Source organism: Pseudomonas syringae pv. cilantro, from assembly GCF_001293775.1.
Lineage (GTDB): Bacteria > Pseudomonadota > Gammaproteobacteria > Pseudomonadales > Pseudomonadaceae > Aquipseudomonas > Aquipseudomonas syringae_P.
Map to the genome: position 1 here is coordinate 4,752 of NZ_LGLN01000036.1, position 18,502 is coordinate 23,253.

Consider the following 18,502-nt stretch of genomic DNA (forward strand, 5'->3'; position numbering starts at 1 on the left):
GGCCGGAAGAGCGACGCTTGCCGAGATAGCGGATGCAGAGATGATGGAGAAAAGATTGAAGTTCATGTCGGTCACCCCTCGTTGTTTGTCTGTACGTTGATTTGATGTCCTGGCCGTCTTGGCCGTGACTCAAACTTACGCCCGAGGGGGGGTTCAGCAGAAATTTTTTGTAGCACTAACCCATATCACCAAGAATGATAACGGCTCCAGCCCTTGCGTTTTAAGGGCTGGAGCCGGGGTAGCTTACTTCTCAGTCAGAAAACGCAGGTAAGAAGGTGAATCTGCATCAAATTTCTGCACCGTGTCACCGATCATTCCGCTTTGCGGATCACGGCGCACCGTCACAATCTGATTGCTCTTCTGATTAGCGAACAGGATGAACTTGCCGGTCGGATCAAAGGCAAACTCGCGAGGCTCCTTGCCTTCCAGGGAACGACGCTGAATTTCTTCCAGCTTGCCGCTGGCCTGATCGATCCGGAACACCACGACCTGGTTCGCGTCACCCCGATTGGTCACGTACAGAAACTTGCCATCCGGTGAGGTGTGCAAAGCGCCTCCCCCGTTTTTCTCCTCCACACCTTTGTTCTTCATGTCGACCAATTGGGTCTGCTTGAACACTCCGTCATGGTAGTCAAACACCGCGACCTGAGCCGTCATTTCCAGCACCAGCCAGGCATGCTTGCCATCAGCACTGAAGAGGGTATGACGTGGCCCCGAGCCGCCTGGCAACTGCACGAACGGCACCTTGGCTGGCTGCAGTGGCTTGGCCTGGCTCGCATCGTAGCGATACACGAACAGCTTGTCGGCGCCCAGATCGGCACTCACCACGTACTTGTCATCCGGGGTCGGCACGGCCAGATGCACATGTGACGACATTTGCCGCTCACTGTTGACCTTACTTCCAGGGCCCAGCGGCAGAACCTGAACGGCTTCGCTCAACGTGCCGTCCTTGCCTACCGGCACCACTGTCAGCGCGCCGCCCGGGTCGGGGTTCACTGCGTAGTTGGCAACGAACAGGTAGCGGCCGTCGTAACTCAGGCTGGAGTGCGTCGGTTCTTCACCACGGCTTTGGACCTGATTGATCGGCGTAAGCTGACGGGTTTTCGGGTCGATCGCAAAGCTGCTGATCTTGCCGACGACGTCTTTCTGGCCTGGCCCGTTCTCGTTGACCGCGAACAGATAACGCTGGTCTTTGGAAAGCGTCAGCCAGGATGGGTTGTCGGACTTGATGACCTGGAGCGGTTTGGCATCGATCATCCCGGTTTCGCTGTTGAAGCCAAAACGGTAGATCCCTTCACTCTTGCCTTGCGTGTAGGAACCCATCAGTAATTCAGTATCGGGCATGGGTTGGGCCTGCAGGGTGAATGCGCTCATGGCACTGGCAATCGCCAGCCACGGCAGAAATTTATGGGGCATGGGGGCATCCCTTTTTGTTGAGGTTATTGATGCCTGTTACGGCACGTCAGGTCTATGACAGCGCCCACCCGAATTTAATCAATCCTGCCCTGAATCATCTTCATCAGACGGAGTAAAAGCGTCGAGGCAGATGATGCGGTGATCGGCATTGCCATCGTTGACGACCCAGCTTTGCAGGAATTCGTCGAAGGTTGCAGCTTCGACCTGGGCTTTGCTGAAGCGCCATACCTTGCGCTCGCGGCCGTCCATGCATTCGATGTTCAGTTCATCGGCAAGCGAAAAGTCCCAGGCGTGCAGCCCGTCGATTTCGAGCATGGTGGTCGTTTCAAGGGCGGCGAGCAGTGTGGCGGGTGTGGTGGTCATGAAGTTTATCCGGCCTGCAAAAGCGCGAATGATAGGGCAAAAGGCAGGATGAGATACACCGATGATCGACGCATCACATGGCCAAGAGTGTCCAGATCAGGCACCAAAGCGTGTTGGCATGCAGTTCGTGACGCTCTGCGTCACACGGCGGTTCTGCGATGTCAGTTGGATGTGTTNGGTTCCTTCGCCCTGACACTGATCCGGGGGTCGCCGCAACGGGCCATCCTTGGCCCGGTGCGGCTTGCTCGGCGTCCCTGCTGCTCTTTAACCAAAAAGGCATCCCCCGAATCAGCGTCAGGGCTCAGCCGTCACTTACGTCGCAATCTGTGTCGTCAGTGCCATCGCGATCAAAAAGCACATCCAAAGCGGTTTGGTTGCGGTAAATACGGACAGGACATGATCTCTTGCCGCATCGAGCGGCAAAAAACACAACGCGCTCCTGTCTTTAGAGCTTGCCAATCCCGCCCGGCTGAAACACCGCTTCGCTTGGCGCAAGGCCGTTGACCAGCGGCTGGCCGAATTCGGTCTGGCTGACTTCGAAGCGATCACCCGGCTGTGTGCGCACGCCATCCGCGAAGGACAGGGTTGCGGTGCCGAAGAAGTGCACGTGCACGTCGCCCGGCCTGAGAAACTGGGCGTATTTGAAGTGGTGGTACTCAAGGTTTTCCAGGCTGTGGCACATGTTCGCCTCGCCGCTGAGGAATTCCTTTTCCCACAGGATTTTGCCGTCACGCCAGATCCGGCTGGTGCCCGACAGGCTCTGTGGCAAATCGCCCACACGCAGCTCCGGCCCGAACGAGCAGGCGCGCAGTTTCGAGTGCGCCAGGTAGAGGTAATTGCGACGCTCCATGACGTGGTCGGAGTATTCGTTGCCGATGGCGAAACCCAAACGATACGGCTTGCGGTCGTGGCCGATCACATAGAGGCCGCTCAGCTCCGGTTCTTCCCCACCATCTTCGGCAAACGGCGGCAGTGAAAACGAATGCCCCGGACGCACAACGATGCTGCCGTCACCTTTATAGAACCACTCCGGCTGCACACCTGCCTGCCCCGCCGCTGGCTTGCCGCCTTCGACGCCCCATTTGAAAATGCGCATGGTATCGGTCATCGACGCTTCATCACCGGACTGCTGATGCATCTTGTCCCGCGCCGACGCGCTGCCCAGATGCGTCAACCCGGTGCCACTGACCAGCAAATGCGCCGGATCAGGATGGTCGAGCGGCGGCAGAATCCGCAGATCCTTGAGCAATTGCAAGTAGTCGTGCGTCTCGCCAACACCACGCTGCTCGACCTGACGAGCCAGACCCGAACCCGCCTCGATAGCGGCCAGAGCCAGCTCGCGAACGCTCTCGACACCCTGCACTTCACGCACCTGATCACCGTCAACCAGCCCGACCCGACGCTGACCGTTGCTCAATTCAAACTGTACTAAACGCATGAAATTCTCCTTTTGTATGGCTAGAGGCTGCAAGACATCTCGCTGTTTCTTGTCGCTTGTGGCTTGCAGCTCGCAACTGCCTCACCTGGCACTCGCCGCAAAATCAGAAGCCGGCAACACATGTTTACGCTCCAGCACGTGATAAACGATGCCGGTCAATACCAGGCCGAACACCATCACGCCGGACAGGAAGTACAGGCCCGACGCCAGGCTGCCGGTCATCTCCTTCAACGCACCAATCACGAACGGCCCGATATAACCACCCAGATTGCCGACCGAATTGATCAGCGCGATACCTGCCGCCGCGCTGGCACCGGCAAAAAACCGCCCTGGTAACGTCCAGAACACCGCCGTGCAGGAAAACAACGCAAAGGCCACCACACACAGCGCCGCCAGTTGCGCTACCGGCACAGTCAGCCAGGCGCTGCAAAACAGGCCGATGGCACCGAGTACGTAAAGCACTGCCAAATGTCCGTAACGGTCGTTGAGGCGGTCGGAACTGCGCGGCACGATGAGCAGGCCGATGATGCCGAAGATGTAAGGCACCGAAGACACGAAGCCGGTGGTCAGGTCGCTGCCACCGAACTGCTTGATCAGAGTCGGCAACCACAGGCCCAGGCCGTAGATACTCAAGATCACTGGCAGGTAGAACAGCGCCAGCAGCAACACACGTTTGTCCTTCAGAGCATGCAACGGGTTGCCGTGGCGGGTCTGACCGTATTCTTCCAGGTCTTTTTTCAGTTCCCCGGTCAGCCAGTCTTTCTCGGCCTGATCCATCCACTTGACCTGCTGCGGGCCATCCGGCAACCAGCGCAGTACCGGCCAGGTGAGCAGAATCGCCGGGGTGCCGATGACGATGAACAACCACTGCCAGCCATGCAGACCGAGCACGCCGTCCATGCCCAGCAAACCGCCGGAGACGGGCCCGGTGATCATCATGGCGATGGGTTGCGAAAGGATAAAAAGACCAAGGATCTTGCCGCGATGGCGCACCGGAAACCATTGGGTGATGTAGTACAGCACGCCGGGAAAGAAGCCCGCCTCGGCAGCGCCCAGCAGAAAGCGCATCACATAGAAACTGTGCGGCCCCTGTACGAAGGCCATGCCGATGGTGATCGCGCCCCAGGTGATCATGATCCGCGCAAACCAGCGACGCGCACCGAAGCGCTCGAGCATCAGGTTGCTGGGGATCTCCAGCAGGAAGTAACCGATGAAAAACAGCCCGGCACCCAGCCCGTAGGCGGCGTCGCCGATACCGATGTCCGCGCCCATGTGCAGCTTGGCGAAGCCCACGGCAGAACGGTCCACATAAGCGATCAGGTAAAGCAGGATCAGGAAAGGAATCAGTTTGAACGTGATGCGGCGTATAAGCCGCAGTTCCTGGCTCATGTAGGCGGTCTCCCATTGTTTTTGTTATGGAACCTGCGGGGATCGCCTCTGTGCCGGGGTGCTTGTAACGCCGCACATGCGCCAGGATGATCCCTCGTCTAAAATCGACTATATAGTAATACTATTTGAACTGCCAACTCTTCCAATGCGCGTTTTTTAGGCTTACCTTAGCCAGCAGTATCGCCATTAAGTCTTACAATAAGAGAGCCGATCATGTCTGACTCCGATAAAAAACCGACCCTCCGTTCTGCCCAGTGGTTTGGCACTGCCGACAAGAATGGCTTCATGTACCGTAGCTGGATGAAGAATCAGGGCATTGCCGACCATCAGTTTCAGGGCAAGCCGATCATTGGCATCTGCAACACCTGGTCGGAGCTGACCCCCTGCAACGCTCATTTCCGGCAGATTGCCGAGCACGTCAAACGCGGCGTGATTGAAGCAGGTGGCTGGTCGGTCGAGTTCCCGGTGTTTTCCAACGGTGAATCCAACCTGCGCCCCACCGCGATGTTCACCCGTAATCTGGCGAGCATGGACGTCGAAGAAGCCATTCGCGGCAACCCGATCGATGGCGTCGTGTTGCTGACCGGTTGCGACAAGACCACCCCTGCCCTGTTGATGGGCGCTGCCAGTTGCGACGTTCCGGCCATCGTTGTGACCGGCGGGCCGATGCTCAACGGCAAACACGAAGGCAAGGACATCGGTGCGGGGACCATCGTCTGGCAGATGCACGAATCCTACAAAGCTGGGACTATCAGCCTGGACGAATTCCTCTCCGCCGAAGCCGGCATGTCGCGCTCGGCAGGCACCTGCAACACCATGGGCACGGCCTCGACCATGGCCTGCATGGCCGAAGCGCTGGGCACTTCGTTGCCGCATAACGCGGCCATTCCTGCGGTGGACTCGCGCCGTTACGTGCTGGCGCACATGTCCGGCATGCGTGCGGTGGACATGGTCCGCGAAGACTTGCGCCTGTCGAAAATTCTCACCAAAGCTGCGTTTGAAAACGCCATCCGGGTCAACGCCGCCATCGGCGGTTCGACCAACGCCGTGATTCACCTGAAGGCCATTGCCGGACGCATCGGTGTCGACCTCGACCTGGACGACTGGACCCGCATGGGCCGGGGCATGCCGACCATCGTTGACCTGCAACCGTCCGGGCGTTTCCTGATGGAAGAGTTCTATTACGCCGGTGGCCTGCCCGCCGTGCTGCGCCGCATGAACGAAGCCAAACTGCTGCCTAATCCGGATGCGTTGACGGTCAACGGCAAAAGTATTGGCGAGAACACCCGCAACTCACCGATTTATGGCGAAGATCAGGTGATCCGCGCACTGGACAACCCGATTCGCGCCGACGGCGGTATCTGCGTGCTGCGCGGCAACCTCGCGCCGCTGGGCGCTGTGCTCAAACCTTCAGCCGCCACGCCAGCATTGATGCAGCATCGTGGCCGTGCGGTGGTGTTCGAGAATTTCGAAATGTACAAGTCGCGGATCAACGATCCGGATCTGGACATCGACGCCAGCTCGGTGATGGTCCTCAAGAACTGCGGCCCCAAGGGTTATCCGGGCATGGCCGAGGTCGGCAACATGGGCCTGCCGGCCAAACTGCTCGCTCAGGGTGTCACTGACATGGTGCGTATTTCCGATGCGCGCATGAGCGGCACGGCGTACGGCACGGTGGTTTTGCATGTGGCGCCGGAAGCTGCAGCCGGTGGTCCGCTCGCCGTGGTTCAGGAAGGCGACTGGATCGAGCTCGACTGCGCCAGCGGCCGCTTGCATCTGGATATCCCGGAAGCTGAACTGGCCGCACGCCTGGCGCAATGGCAAGCCCCGCCACAACTGTTGCTCGGCGGCTATCGCCAGTTGTATGTCGATAAAGTGATGCAGGCCGATCAAGGCTGCGATTTCGACTTTCTGGTCGGTTGCAGAGGTTCCGAAGTGCCCCGCCATTCGCACTAGTTAGTTGCACTAAAAGAAGCGACGGTCGCCTGTTGTGGTGACCGCCGTAATCGTTACGCGATGGTATGATGCCCGGCAATCACAGTCAGAACCGACCAGCGTTCCCATGGATTATCGAAAGCCCTCCGACCGAAAAAGCATGCACGCCCGCATCGTCCAGGAACTGGGCATGCAGATTGTGTCCGGCCGTTTCAAACCTGACGAAAAGTTGCCTGCCGAGGCGCTGCTCTGCGAAGAGTATGCCGTCAGCCGCCCGGTCTTGCGTGAAGCCACACGGGTTCTGGTCGCCAAAGGGCTGGTCTACTCGCGGCCGCGCGTCGGCACAGTGGTCAAGGCCCGTCGCGAATGGCACCTGCTGGACCCGGACGTGTTGCATTGGGTGATGCAAAGTTCGCCGCAGAATGAATTCTTCAACCTGCTGACCAGCGTGCGCGCGGTGATCGAACCGGCAGTTGCGGCGCTGGCTGCGCAACATGCCACCGACGCAGAAATCGAGTCGATCCACGAAGCGTACCTGCGCATGGAAGCAGCACCGACGCCGGAAGACCTGCTGCAACCGGACCTCGACTTCCACAGCCGCATCGCCGACGCCACGCACAACGACTTGCTGGCGCATTTGTGCAACATGCTTTCACTGGCCTTGCGCGAAGCGCTCAAATACTCCAACAAACGCCCCAACCTGCACGAACTGGCCATGCCGCGCCACAAAGCCATCCTCACCGCCATCCAGAACCGCGACGCCCTTGGCGCACGCCACGCTTCGCTGGTGCAACTGGATGACGCGCGCAATGCGTTGAGTGTGGTGTTGGGCGGCTAGGACTCTCGATGCGCCCACTGCAGCGTGGAAACGCAGGTCTCCACGCTCGACGGGCTCAATGCGAAAACAGTGAATTGCCCACCTTCCCTGCCATCTTCTCCGGTTTGATCAGGAACCGCGCCAGCGCGGGCAGCAGCCAGAGTGCGCCGAACATGTTCCACAGCAGCATGAAGGTCAGCATCAGGCCCATGTCGGCCTGGAACTTGATCGCCGAGAAGATCCAGGTGCACACGCCGATGGCCAGGCACAGGCCGGTGAACAGCACGGCTTTGCCGGTGGATTTCAGGGTTTCGTAATAGGCTTCCTGCAACGGCAACCCGGCGCGCAGGAAGCTTTCCAGACGGCTGTAGATGTAGATGCCGTAGTCGACGCCGATGCCCACGCCCAGCGCCACCACCGGCAGGGTTGCGACCTTGACGCCGATGCCCATGAACGCCATCAGGGCGTTACCCAGCACCGACGTCAGCACCAGCGGCAGGACAATGCACAAAGTCGCCGCCCAGGAACGGAAGGTGATCATGCACATCGCCGCCACGCAGATGTAGACCAGCACCAGAATGATCAGCTCGGACTGTTTGATGACTTCGTTGGTCGCCGCCTCGATCCCGGCGTTGCCAGCGGCCAGCAGAAATTGCATGTCCGGTTTGTCGTTCTGTCTGGCGAAATCCTGCACCGCATGCACAGCGCGGTCGAGGGTCTCGGCCTTGTGGTCATTGAGGAACACCAGCAACGGGGCCAGCGAGCAATCCGTGTTGTACAGCCCGTCAGCCCGGGCGATGGAGTTGTTCAGCACGTCCTTGTTGCGCGACAGGCTTTCCCACTTCAGGTTGCCCTCGTTCATGCCTTTGATGACCTGTTTGGAAACGGTCACCAGCGAAATGGCCGACTGCACGCCTTGGGTGTTTTCCATCTTCCAGGCCAGCTCGTTGATCGCCGACAGGGTCGGATACGCCGAACAGCCCTCGGGCGGTGTCTTGACCATGACCACCAGTACGTCGGAACTGGTCGAGTAATGCTTGATGATGAACGCGTTGTCCTTGTTGTAGCGCGAGTCGGGGCGCAGCTCAGGCGCGCCCTGATCGAGGTCGCCGATCTTCAGGTTCTGGCTGTACCAAAGGCCGCCGCCGAAGGCCAGCACTGCCAGTGCAATCGAGACCGGAGCAACTTTGGCGCTGGCAAAATTCGACAGCAGACGCCAGAAAGGATGCTCGGAGACCGCATCCTGTTTGCTGCGGCTGACTGCCCTTTTACTGATGCCAACGTAGGAAATCGCCACCGGCAGCAAAATCAGGTTGGTGAACACGATTACTGCGACGCCGATGGACGCACCGATGGCCAGTTCGCGAATCACCCCTATGTCGATGATCAGCAAGGTGATGAACCCGACCGCGTCCGCCAGAATGGCTATCATGCCCGGCAGAAACAGCTGGCGGAACGTGCGACGTGCAGCCGTCAGCGCGTTGTCGGCCTCGCCGGATTGCAGGGCGATGCCGTTGATTTTCTGCACGCCGTGGGAAATACCGATGGCGAAGATCAGAAACGGCACCAGCATCGAATACGGATCGATGCCGAAGCCGACCACATGCATCAGGCCCAACTGCCAGATCACCGCGATCAGCGTGGTGCTCAGCACTGCGACGGTACTGCGAATACAGCGGGTGAACCAGATCAGCAGCACCAGGGTGATCAGGAACGCGATGCCGAAGAACATCACCACCATGAACAGGCCATCGATCAGGTCGCCGACTTTTTTGGCGAAACCGACAATGTGAATTTTGATGTTCGGGTTCTGCGCCTGGTACTTGTCGCGGATCTTTTCTTCGAGCTGATGCGAGAACTGCTGGTAGTCGAGCGCCAGCAATTTGCCCTGATCGGCAGGGTCCGGATAGGCCTCCTGCAACGGCACATCGATGATGCTCGACTTGAAGTCGTTGGCCACCAGCCGCCCGACTTGCCCGGACTTGAGCACGTTGTTGCGCAGTTGATCGAGGCTGGCTTCCGAACCGTCGTAACTCTGCGGAATGACCTCGCCGCCGGCGAAACCCTCTTCGGTCACTTCGGTCCAGCGCACACTGGGGCTCCACAACGACTTGAGCCCGGAACGGTCGACGCCGGGGATGTAAAACACCTCGTCACTGATTTGCCGCAGGGTCTCCATGTACTTTTGCGAAAAAATATCACCGTCCACCGCCTCGACGGAGATGCGTACGGTATTGCCCAGGTTCGCCAGATCGTTGCGATGCTTCATCATGTTCTGAATGAACGGATGCGACAGCGGAATCATTTTTTCGAAGCTGGTGGAAGGCCGTACCTGCAAAGCTTGCCAGAACAGAAAGACACTCGTCAGCAGGCACAGAATGATCACCGCCGGGCGATGGTTGAAAATCAGGCGTTCGAGAAAGGTTGCCTTTTCATCTGAATTTGCTGGGTGTTGAAGATTGCTCATGCCTGGATGTCCCCGCCCTGAAAGGTCTTATTGTTGGGTCGTTTCGCTGCCCGTGGGCGAGGTCATACGCACGCCACCCTGTCCGACCAGTATCAGGTTGCCTTGCAGATTGGCGGTCACGCCCGCCAGCGAGATGCGGTCAGGACGATTGAACACCTCGAAGGTTTCGCCATCGTCGGTGCTGCGCATCACGCTGCCGCCATTGCCGACCAGCACCAGCGAGCCATCGGCCAGCAGCGTGGCGCTGGCCAGACCGAATTCCACAGGCCCGCGTGCGCCCTTGAGTTCGATCGGCTGCCAACTGTCGCCAAAATCGCTGGAGCGAAACAGGTTGCCGCGCAGACCATAGGCCAGCAATGTCGAAGGCTGCGCCGTGCCGGTCACGCCAAACAACGAGCCCTGATAAGGGCCCTCAAGCTTTTCCCAGGTTTGCCCTTCGTCGCTGGAACGAAACATGCTGCCTGCCTCGCCGACGATGAACAGGCCTGCATCCTTTACCTGGGCGATGCCATTCAGGTGGTACTGGTCTTCGTTGTCCAGCCGGTCGCTGATGTCTTGCCAATGCTGGCCACCGTCGTGCGTGCTCAGCAGCGCCCCATAAGCACCGATGGCAAAGCCGTTGTCGAGGTCCTTGAACCAGACATCCAGCAGCGGCGCTTCGCGCTTCAAGTCTTCGAACTGTTTGCTCCAGCTTTTGCCGCCGTCGCTGCTGACCAGAATTTGCGCGTCGTGGCCCACCGCCCAGCCGTGCTGCTCATCGACGAAAAACACGGCGGTCAACAGCTGCCGGGTGGGCACTCTGGCCTGAAGCCAGGTCTTGCCCTGATCGTCGGAATACAGAATGTGCCCGTGATCGCCCACCACGACCAGCCGGGCACCCGCATGGGCGACATCCAGCAGCAGACCGCGCGCTGCTTTAGCCGATTCGATGGCGTAACCGGAGGTGTCTGCAATATTCGCGGCTGTGGACGCCAGATCGGATGCAAGCGCTAGTCCGGCTGCAAGCGGGCAGCCCATCAGAAGGGTCAGTGACATGCCCGCCCATAACCGGGTGCGCCGCTGAAAAGGCTCACGCATGAAGTTCTCCCCTTTATTGTTATCGGGCACGATTCGCCCCGTTTGCATCAACCGGGAAAGCCCGCGAGCCGTCTGGCCCTGCCTTTTTGGAAGCACGGCCATCCTAGGCAGTTTTGCAAATGCCTGACAATCGACATGTCGTTATCTTTTGTTAAGCACGCAGACGTGATTGATGAGTCATCAGCCGGCCTGATACGAAAACGCCCCGCCGGACTCTGTAACCCGTCGATGCCTGCGGGTCAGCGCACACGTTGACGGCGCAGCGCAGCAGGCTTGAAAGCACTGACGCCGGGCACCGGCTGGGAGAAGTCACTGGTGTGCGTTTCCTGATTGTCCAGGTTCTGTACGTGATAACGCCGGGCCTGCAAGTCATGGAAGACATCCAGCGCCGACCAGACGGTCGGCAACTCGTAATAGTTTTTCAGGTAGGCCATGGAGACCCGCCACAACTGGCCGCGCCCATCATACTGATCGACGATTGCCGCCTGCCAGCTGTCTTCGTCCAGATACAGCGTGCGTCGCGAGTACACATGCCGCGATGAGGGCTTGAGCGTCCCTTCCACCACCCAGACCCGGTGCAGCTCATGCCGGGTATAAGCCGGGTTGAGATGACCGGGCTGCAGTAATTGCCGATACGTGATATCAGGGCTGGACAGTCGATAGTTATTGTAGGGAATGTAAATCTCGCGCTTGCCCAGCAACTTCCAGTCGTAGCGATCCGGCGAGCCATTGAACATGTCGGTGTCGTCAGCCGTGCGCAAACCATCGGACGTCGGCACCGGCATGTCGTAAGCGAGACTCGGGGCGCGACGCACGCGCGGTTGTCCGGCACTGTACGCCCAAGCCAGACGCGGCTCCTGCACCTGATCAAGTGTTTCATGCACCAGCACGGCATACCCTGACAGATGTGCCGGGCTGCGGGAACGCGACAAGTAATAGAACAGTACATTATCGAGGCCGGCAAAACTGCCGTGAGGATCATAAAAGCGAAATAACACTTCTTGCCGAGAGCTGGCAAGGCTGAAGTTTCCGTTACGCTGCACGACCGCTTCGGACGCGCGTCTTACTACGTAATGTCCACGGTAACGGGCGATATGGTTCCATACCGCCTGAATACCTTTTTTCGGTACGGGAAACGGAATGCCACCATACGCATCGACAAATCCGTTACCGCCGCTGATCAGCCGTGCTGTGCCGGCGTTTCGACGGGTGTTGTCGTAGACCCACTGCGGGGCGGATGCAGAACGTCGGGTCGGGTAGATCGACATGCGATAGCTGGCAGGATAGGTTTCAAACATCGCGACCTGCCCCGGCGTCAGGTGCTCACGGTGCTGATCCAGAGTGGCACGGGTGATGGTGAACACAGGCTTGTCGCTGGCATAAGGATCGACATGGCGCCTGCCGGACCCTTCATACCCCTGCGGCGGCTGGGTGATTCCACCCTTCCAGGCCGGTATGGTTCCGGAGGCGTTTCCCGCCCTCTCGCCGCCCAAAGGAGTTAAAGAACCTTCGGGTAACCGGACGTTGGCCCCTTGACTGGTGTTGATCGCAAGCCCCATCGCTAACGCGATCCCCATCAGATGTTTCATGAGCATGCTGCTCTCCTTGCATGACTGGCTCGCCACAACAGTCTGACGTCGTGGCTAATAGTGTTTCCGTTGCAAACGGCTTTTTATTATCTAGACAATGCACACGGCGATTGTCAGCCTGTTGTAATGCCAGAACAAAATACCAGCGCACAGTTATTCCCCCGCTTCGCCCTGTTTGATCGCAGGCATAAACTGTAGGATGTGAAAACCAGCCCCGTAGGAAACTACTTCACACAGTCCATCGCATTAAACAGAGTAAAAACAGAAAGATGCAACGTGAACTGTATTTTCTTCAAACAGCGTCTACAGTAATAATGACAGTGCAACGCGAATGCCAATCTATAAAAAGGGACAGATTAAAGTCGTTATTGTGCACACTGTATGGCGCCCCTCATGGCAAACAGTCAGCCACATTGTTTTATTCACAAATGCCCCTGCCAGACCTGTTGGGTTGTCAGACACGCACCTAATAAGGAAACCATCAAACAGGGTCATTTAAACAGACGGTAACAGCAAAGGTGTTACTGGCAGACGGCAAGTAACACCTTGACAGGCAATCGCTCAGTCGATGACGACGTGTGGCAGGAAGCGGCTGGTGTCTTTGGTGATCAGGCTGTCATCTTCGCGAATGCCGATACCGGATGCCAGATCACCGATAACCCAGGAACCGATCAGTGTGTAGCTGTCGCCGAACTTCGGAAGTGGCGAGTACGCTTGAAGAATGTACGGTGCATCGGTATACGGCCCATCGACTGCAATAACCTGATCGCCCGGCGTACGCATCTCGATGTTGGCGCCTTCGCGGGAAAAGTACGGTTTGCGCACCCAGCCTTTGGGCACCGGTCGGTCAGTCTCCTGATCGATGCGTGCAGGCAGCAGGTTCGGATGCCCCTCGTTGAACTGCCACAACAACGGCAATATGCCTTTATTGCTGAGAATCGCTTTCCAGGCAGGCTCGACGAATTGGGTGCCGCTGGCGGGCACATGCTTGCCGAATTCCTCGTGAAAGATGTGTTCCCACGCATGCAGCTTGAACAATCGCTCGATCCAGCGCCCTTCCAGGTCGACGAAACGCCCTTCGGAATCGAGCCCGATGTCTTCGATGTCGATGTGCCTGGCATCTATACCAACGTGGGCAGCCATGCGCCGCAGAAAATCGGTGGTGCCACGGTCTTCGACCGAACCGGACATGGCCGAAAAATAGAACGGACGTTGCCCCGGAAATTCGGCGAATGCGCGAACCAGGTCCTCGGCAATCGAATTGAACTGGGTGGCATGCGCAGGCAACACCCCGCGCGCCATCTGCTCTTCCAGCCAGAGCAGTTGAAACGCCCCGGCCTCCATCAGGCTGGTCGGCGTATCGGCATTGATCTCGTACATCTTCGCCGGACCCGTGCCATCGTAGGCAAAATCGAAGCGTGAGTAGAGATGCGGATGCCCCTGCTTCCATGACGTCTGAATCACATCGAAGAACGCTTCCGGAATCGCCAGTTGGTGCAGCAACTCCTCGCTGTCCACCACCCGCGCCACGGCATCCATGCACATCTGGTGGAGCGCCTGGGTCGGCGCCTCGAGATCGCGGATTATCTGCTGTTCGGTGAACTGGTAATAATCACGCTCATCCCAATAGCGCTCGCCGTCGATGGTGTGGAAGTTGAAGCCTTCACGTTCGGCAGTGGTGCGCCAGTCCGGACGTTCCTCGATGCTGATCTTCTTCATGGACCGCTCCGTCAGCCTCCGAAACTGCCGCTGCCGCTGCTCTTGCCGCCCCAGCCGCTGCGTGCCGCGGCCTGACTGCCGAAGCCGCCACGCGAAATGGTCGATGACACCGACGATGAGCCAGAACCCGAGTTGCCCAGGTTGCGCCCCAGCGTGCTCTTGCCGTAGCTGCGATCCGGGCTGGATTGTGCCTGGGTCGAACGACCGAATGTCTTGCCGCGGTCGATCTGGCTGGGCAGCGACGAGCTGTAATAGCCACCGCGATCATCGCGCGTCTGATAAATGGGCTGCGAATAATAACGGCTGCCGCCACCGAAACCGTTGCTGAGCAGATTGCCGATCAGCAGGCCGGCCATCAGCCCGGTGGTGCCGCTCATGCCTGACGGAGCCGACTGCGCAACTTCCTGATTGGCCCTGTCCAGCGCCTCTTTAGGCACCTGCCCGGAGAAGCCCAGTTCGAAGCCGCCGAGCTTCGGCATGTACTTGCCATCAGAGGTGACCTGGCAGTAATCCGGCACGAAGTCCGCGTCACAGGAAGCCTTGTCATCGTAGGTCGGCGCAATGCGCCGATGGTCGGACAGCGCCTGCATATAGGCATCCGAACACACGTCCACCGGCACTTTGGCTTCGACGCATTCCTGCACTGACTTGAAATTGGCCTTCGCTTCAAAATTCTGTTTGTTTTCAGACGGACCACACCCGGCAAGCGCCAGAGGAAGCGTACTGGCGAGCACCAGCTTTACTGAACTACGTCTCATCATGAGTCTCCTTGTTCAAGGCTGCCGTCAGACCGATGGGGTCATGCAGGCGGCATTGAGAAGACCGACGCTGATCGCGACGCTGGCCGAATAAATAGCCGCTGCCAGTTCGCCCTTGGCGATGCGGGTCGACAGGCCCTTAAGCACCAGGCTGGTGACGCCGAACGCCAGCAGTTGCACCACGGCAGCAATCACCACCCAGACCACCACGTCCAGAATGCTGATGCTGTAACTGATGATGTTGCTGGCCGGCAACGCGAAGCCGATCAGCGAGCCACCCAGAGCGACTGCCGCTGCGCTGTTGTTCTCGCGGATCAGCGCGAACTCCTTGTGCGGCGTGATCCTGCTGTAGATGAACTGGAACAGGGCGAACAGAATCGCCGCCACCAGGATGTACATGACGAAGCCGAACACGGCAGTGGCATTGAGCGACATACGCAGCGCGTCGATCATGAGGATTTCCTTGTTAAAGAACGTTGATATCAGTGGACTGCAGCGTTATGCCAACCGCTGTGGTGAGTGTGATGCTGCCCTCTTCGTCTTCTTCGACCGAAAACAGCAGAAACTCACGGCGGTTGATCAGACCGGTGTCGCGGGCGTACAGCATGCTCAGGTGTTTGATCCGGTAAGCAGCGTCAGGGCTGACGATGTCTTCATCCAGCGGCGTCAGTTCGGTCTGGCCAGGCGACGTGCCCCACTGCCGTTCGAATACTTCACCATCGTGCTCGTAGGTCTGCAGGCCGATCTTCGAGGACGGGCCGGTCAGACGCAGCAATTCATCCTTGCTGGTGATCGGCACGGCACTGTAATAGCCGAACAGGATGATGTCCTGCACGTCTTCCGGGTTGGGGCCGTTGCTGACCACTTGCAGGAAGTAGTCCTCGTTATCGAGGTAGAAACGATGCAGCGTCATCGACTGGCCAAGATCGACACGGCCCACGGCCCAGACTTTTTCATCCGCCGGGACGACCACTTCCGAATGACCGTCGAGCAACAGTTTCAACGAACTGTCCAGGCAAAGCATACGGCCAGATGCCAGCCCCAGCGGGCTGACGGTGCCAGCGGATTGTTCGCCATCACGACCGGATGCCTTGGGTGCTTCCAGACCCATGGCACGTTTGAACCAACTCATAACTGATTTCCTTGAAGACGACCGGGGCGCTATGAAAAACGTCCTCAACCGGAATAAACACATTGTTTGCAAGACTGGTTTACTTCTGTGCCAGCAATGCTCTGGAGTGCATCAGCCACGCCACGCAAATACCGGCAAACGCCCCGGCGATGTGTGATTCAAAGGAAACACCGGCCACCGGAACGAAGCCAAAAATCAATCCGCCATAACCTGCCAGCGCGATCAGGGCCAGCAACAGGCTGGCGATGCTGCGTTGATACCAGGCGCGAGCCAGCAAGTAGGCCCACAAACCGAAGATCAGACCGCTTGCGCCGACGTGAATATTGCTGCGGCCGAAGATCCAGACCAGCGCGCCACCCACCAGGCAAATCAGCCCGGCGACCCACGCGTAACGCCTGACACCTTCGGTGGCCACCAGCCAGCTCAGCACAATGAACGGCAACAGGTTGCTGAGCAAGTGCTGAATCGAACCGTGCAGAAAAGGCGCAAAAACAATGCCGCGCAACCCGGTCAGGTTGCGCGGAATGATACCGAAATGAACAAGACCATTGCCGGTAATCGAGTTGATGACCTGCACCACCACCAGTACGGCCGACAGGGCAAGGATGACCTTGAGTCGTGTTGAAAACTCCACCACCCGCCCTCGCCGGGCTTACTGGGCTGGCGTCTGGCTTTTGGCTTTCAAGCGCGCCAGCACGTCTTCCGCACCGCCACTTTTGGCACCGATACCGGCATCCTGCAGGCGACGTTCAAGATCGCTGCCGCTGGACTGGCTGGCCAGTTCTTCAGCCGCTTCCAGCTTGGCGTCCTGTTCGTCCTGACGCTGCTTGAGGCGCGCCAGCGAACCGACTGCGGTTTCCACGGCACCACTGGCGCCACCGGTTGCAGTGGCCGTTGCGACCCGGGCGCGTTGCACCGTTTCGCGAGCCTTGGCCATCTCGACCTGCTGCTTGAGGCTCTTGATCCGCGACTCCGCCTTGATCACCTGTTCCTGGAGCAGACCAACCTGCTTGTTGAACTGGTCGGCCAGTTCCTGCTCCTGATCACGCAGGGCTTCGATCTCGGCAATCTTGTTCGCACATTCGACCGCCAGGGCTTCTTCACCCTTGTTCAGGGCCTGCATGGCACGGCCTTCCCAGTTGGCAATGCTGGTCGCATGTTCTTCAAGGCGTTGTGCCGACAGCTTGTGCTTGGCCTTGATAGTAATCAGCCCGTCACGGGCCTTGACCAGTGCGTTCTCAGCATCGCGGATTTCCTGATCCAGGATGCGGATGGCGTTGGCATCGGCGATCGACTCGCCCACTTCGGAAGCGCCACCACGAACGGCGGTCACCAGTTTTTTCCAGATACTCGTAGTCATGAATGTTCTCCGCCTGACAGCGCTGTTCAGTAGATGAAATGATCTTCAAAAGCGTCGGCCGCACGGATCACATTGTCCGCGAGGGTGAGAATTTCCTGCACGATGACGGTAAGCGACGAGGCGGCACTCAGTGCGCCGAACAGGCAGTAGACTTCCTGATCGCCACCCAGCTTTTCAATGCCGATCGAGGACAGTGGAAACAGGTCGCGGCTGCGCAGTACCACATCGTTGAAGGCCTGCACGTTCTTGACCTTGTTCACTTCGATCAGAGTCGCGTCGGCCAGAATCTGCTCGCCTTCTACCGCGATGTAGATGGGCAGGTCGCCGTATTCGGCCATGGTCAGCTTGATGCCCGATGCATCGCCTTCGGTCACGTCGAGCTCGATCTTCCCGTTCGTCACCAGCTCAAGTTCGGATAGAGCCTTTTGCAATGAGCTGATGGTCCAGTGGGTGTTCTCGGTCATGAAATCCTCCAATTTGATCCTCTCGCCCAGAAAGGGCTGTCTTAACGCTTTCTCGATACCACGCAGGGCATCGACATTCTCGGGTCGGATCCAGAATTCCCGCTTGACCAGACCGGCGTCTTTGAGTCGCAGACGCATTTCACGCATGTAATCGGTGGAGCTTTTGGAAACCTTGGCCGGGACTTTTGCGGTGTCGCCCTGGGTTTTACGAGGCATTGGCGCTTCCCCCTTGCTGCTGGCCGTGGATCAGGTGAGCAACGTAGCAGATGTGTTTGAAGATAGATATGCATCACATGTGAGATTTCTTATAGGAAGGACCGCCCTTTTTGGATAGCACTACGCCGCAGCGCCCTGTACGTGCTGATTGATCGCGAGGAGGTAAAGCCCTGACCGTGCAGCTGCTGACCGCAGGCACCCGTATTGGCGACTTATTTCAGCGCCAACGTCATTTGAAAACGCCCGAGCGGGCGGAATGTTCGTAAGCGCCTCATGAACCCCACATTCCCAACCAGCCATTGAAGCTTAATGCTGTGCTCCCGATTCTTTTCAGGAGCCAGCACCTCATGATGCGACCCGAC

General features: G+C 58.5%; 16 protein-coding genes. 2 read left to right on the forward strand and 14 right to left on the reverse strand.

Going from position 1 to position 18,502, the window contains the following annotated elements; all coding sequences use genetic code 11:
- Window positions 1–243: 243 nt before the first annotated feature.
- From ABJ99_RS11275 to ABJ99_RS11290, 4 genes are all read right to left on the reverse strand, one after another.
- Window positions 244–1,416, reverse strand: a complete 1,173-nt coding sequence (locus ABJ99_RS11275; protein WP_054085912.1) for a lactonase family protein — start codon at window positions 1,414–1,416, stop codon at window positions 244–246.
- 78 nt (window positions 1,417–1,494) lie between these two features.
- The gene (locus tag ABJ99_RS11280; protein WP_054085913.1) at window positions 1,495–1,779 is read right to left on the reverse strand and encodes a DUF5629 family protein; all 285 of its coding nucleotides are present in this window, start codon (window positions 1,777–1,779) and stop codon (window positions 1,495–1,497) included.
- Window positions 1,780–2,224: 445 nt separating this feature from the next.
- Window positions 2,225–3,217 (reverse strand): AraD1 family protein, encoded by a 993-nt coding sequence (gene araD1 / locus ABJ99_RS11285; RefSeq protein WP_054085914.1) that lies wholly within the window; start codon window positions 3,215–3,217, stop codon window positions 2,225–2,227.
- An 81-nt stretch (window positions 3,218–3,298) separates the two neighbouring features.
- Window positions 3,299–4,606 carry an MFS transporter gene (locus tag ABJ99_RS11290; RefSeq protein WP_054085915.1) on the reverse strand — a complete coding sequence of 436 codons (1,308 nt, stop codon included), beginning with the start codon at window positions 4,604–4,606 and terminating at the stop codon, window positions 3,299–3,301.
- A gap of 213 nt (window positions 4,607–4,819) precedes the next feature.
- Here ABJ99_RS11290 and ABJ99_RS11295 point away from each other — a divergent pair, with 213 nt between their 5' ends.
- Together ABJ99_RS11295 and ABJ99_RS11300 are read left to right on the forward strand one after the other, a co-directional pair.
- Window positions 4,820–6,562 (forward strand): IlvD/Edd family dehydratase, encoded by a 1,743-nt coding sequence (locus ABJ99_RS11295; protein ID WP_054085916.1) that lies wholly within the window; start codon window positions 4,820–4,822, stop codon window positions 6,560–6,562.
- Between the two features lie 106 nt (window positions 6,563–6,668).
- Window positions 6,669–7,379: a FadR/GntR family transcriptional regulator gene (locus ABJ99_RS11300; RefSeq protein ID WP_054085917.1), complete on the forward strand. Its 711-nt coding sequence runs from the start codon at window positions 6,669–6,671 to the stop codon at window positions 7,377–7,379.
- Window positions 7,380–7,434: 55 nt separating this feature from the next.
- Here ABJ99_RS11300 and ABJ99_RS11305 read toward each other — a convergent pair whose 3' ends face one another.
- The 10 genes from ABJ99_RS11305 to ABJ99_RS11350 all read right to left on the reverse strand — a co-directional run bounded on the left by ABJ99_RS11305 (window position 7,435) and on the right by ABJ99_RS11350 (window position 18,140).
- A complete protein-coding gene (locus tag ABJ99_RS11305) occupies window positions 7,435–9,825 on the reverse strand; it encodes an efflux RND transporter permease subunit (RefSeq protein ID WP_054085918.1) in 2,391 nt (796 codons plus the stop codon).
- A gap of 27 nt (window positions 9,826–9,852) precedes the next feature.
- Entirely contained in the window at window positions 9,853–10,902 is a 1,050-nt protein-coding gene (locus ABJ99_RS11310; RefSeq protein ID WP_080378122.1) for a YCF48-related protein, read from the reverse strand.
- A gap of 239 nt (window positions 10,903–11,141) precedes the next feature.
- Window positions 11,142–12,497: a DUF1329 domain-containing protein gene (locus ABJ99_RS11315; RefSeq protein WP_054085919.1), complete on the reverse strand. Its 1,356-nt coding sequence runs from the start codon at window positions 12,495–12,497 to the stop codon at window positions 11,142–11,144.
- A 555-nt stretch (window positions 12,498–13,052) separates the two neighbouring features.
- Complete coding sequence (locus tag ABJ99_RS11320) at window positions 13,053–14,210, reverse strand: glutathionylspermidine synthase family protein (RefSeq protein WP_054085920.1); 1,158 nt, start codon at window positions 14,208–14,210, stop codon at window positions 13,053–13,055.
- Between the two features lie 11 nt (window positions 14,211–14,221).
- Window positions 14,222–14,968, reverse strand: coding sequence for a DUF1190 domain-containing protein (locus tag ABJ99_RS11325; RefSeq protein ID WP_054085921.1), 747 nt, complete (start codon window positions 14,966–14,968; stop codon window positions 14,222–14,224).
- 27 nt (window positions 14,969–14,995) lie between these two features.
- On the reverse strand, window positions 14,996–15,421 hold the full coding sequence (locus ABJ99_RS11330; RefSeq protein WP_054085922.1) for a DUF350 domain-containing protein: 426 nt from the start codon (window positions 15,419–15,421) through the stop codon (window positions 14,996–14,998).
- A gap of 13 nt (window positions 15,422–15,434) precedes the next feature.
- Window positions 15,435–16,100 (reverse strand): DUF2491 family protein, encoded by a 666-nt coding sequence (locus tag ABJ99_RS11335; protein WP_054085923.1) that lies wholly within the window; start codon window positions 16,098–16,100, stop codon window positions 15,435–15,437.
- A 79-nt stretch (window positions 16,101–16,179) separates the two neighbouring features.
- The gene (locus tag ABJ99_RS11340; protein WP_054085927.1) at window positions 16,180–16,734 is read right to left on the reverse strand and encodes a rhomboid family intramembrane serine protease; all 555 of its coding nucleotides are present in this window, start codon (window positions 16,732–16,734) and stop codon (window positions 16,180–16,182) included.
- 18 nt (window positions 16,735–16,752) lie between these two features.
- Entirely contained in the window at window positions 16,753–17,460 is a 708-nt protein-coding gene (locus ABJ99_RS11345; protein WP_054085924.1) for a PspA/IM30 family protein, read from the reverse strand.
- Between the two features lie 26 nt (window positions 17,461–17,486).
- Window positions 17,487–18,140, reverse strand: coding sequence for a YjfI family protein (locus tag ABJ99_RS11350; protein ID WP_054085925.1), 654 nt, complete (start codon window positions 18,138–18,140; stop codon window positions 17,487–17,489).
- Between the last annotated feature and the right edge of the window lie 362 nt (window positions 18,141–18,502).

Coding starts and splice junctions, on each gene's coding strand:
- ABJ99_RS11320 (WP_054085920.1), bottom strand. CDS start 14,210: ATGAAGAAGATCAGCATCGAGGAACGTCCGGACTGGCGCACCACTGCC.
- ABJ99_RS11345 (WP_054085924.1), bottom strand. CDS start 17,460: ATGACTACGAGTATCTGGAAAAAACTGGTGACCGCCGTTCGTGGTGGC.
- ABJ99_RS11305 (WP_054085918.1), bottom strand. CDS start 9,825: ATGAGCAATCTTCAACACCCAGCAAATTCAGATGAAAAGGCAACCTTT.
- ABJ99_RS11300 (WP_054085917.1), top strand. CDS start 6,669: ATGGATTATCGAAAGCCCTCCGACCGAAAAAGCATGCACGCCCGCATC.
- ABJ99_RS11290 (WP_054085915.1), bottom strand. CDS start 4,606: ATGAGCCAGGAACTGCGGCTTATACGCCGCATCACGTTCAAACTGATT.
- ABJ99_RS11315 (WP_054085919.1), bottom strand. CDS start 12,497: ATGCTCATGAAACATCTGATGGGGATCGCGTTAGCGATGGGGCTTGCG.
- ABJ99_RS11295 (WP_054085916.1), top strand. CDS start 4,820: ATGTCTGACTCCGATAAAAAACCGACCCTCCGTTCTGCCCAGTGGTTT.
- ABJ99_RS11350 (WP_054085925.1), bottom strand. CDS start 18,140: ATGCCTCGTAAAACCCAGGGCGACACCGCAAAAGTCCCGGCCAAGGTT.
- ABJ99_RS11325 (WP_054085921.1), bottom strand. CDS start 14,968: ATGAGACGTAGTTCAGTAAAGCTGGTGCTCGCCAGTACGCTTCCTCTG.
- ABJ99_RS11275 (WP_054085912.1), bottom strand. CDS start 1,416: ATGCCCCATAAATTTCTGCCGTGGCTGGCGATTGCCAGTGCCATGAGC.
- ABJ99_RS11330 (WP_054085922.1), bottom strand. CDS start 15,421: ATGATCGACGCGCTGCGTATGTCGCTCAATGCCACTGCCGTGTTCGGC.
- ABJ99_RS11310 (WP_080378122.1), bottom strand. CDS start 10,902: ATGCGTGAGCCTTTTCAGCGGCGCACCCGGTTATGGGCGGGCATGTCA.
- ABJ99_RS11280 (WP_054085913.1), bottom strand. CDS start 1,779: ATGACCACCACACCCGCCACACTGCTCGCCGCCCTTGAAACGACCACC.
- ABJ99_RS11335 (WP_054085923.1), bottom strand. CDS start 16,100: ATGAGTTGGTTCAAACGTGCCATGGGTCTGGAAGCACCCAAGGCATCC.
- araD1 (WP_054085914.1), bottom strand. CDS start 3,217: ATGCGTTTAGTACAGTTTGAATTGAGCAACGGTCAGCGTCGGGTCGGG.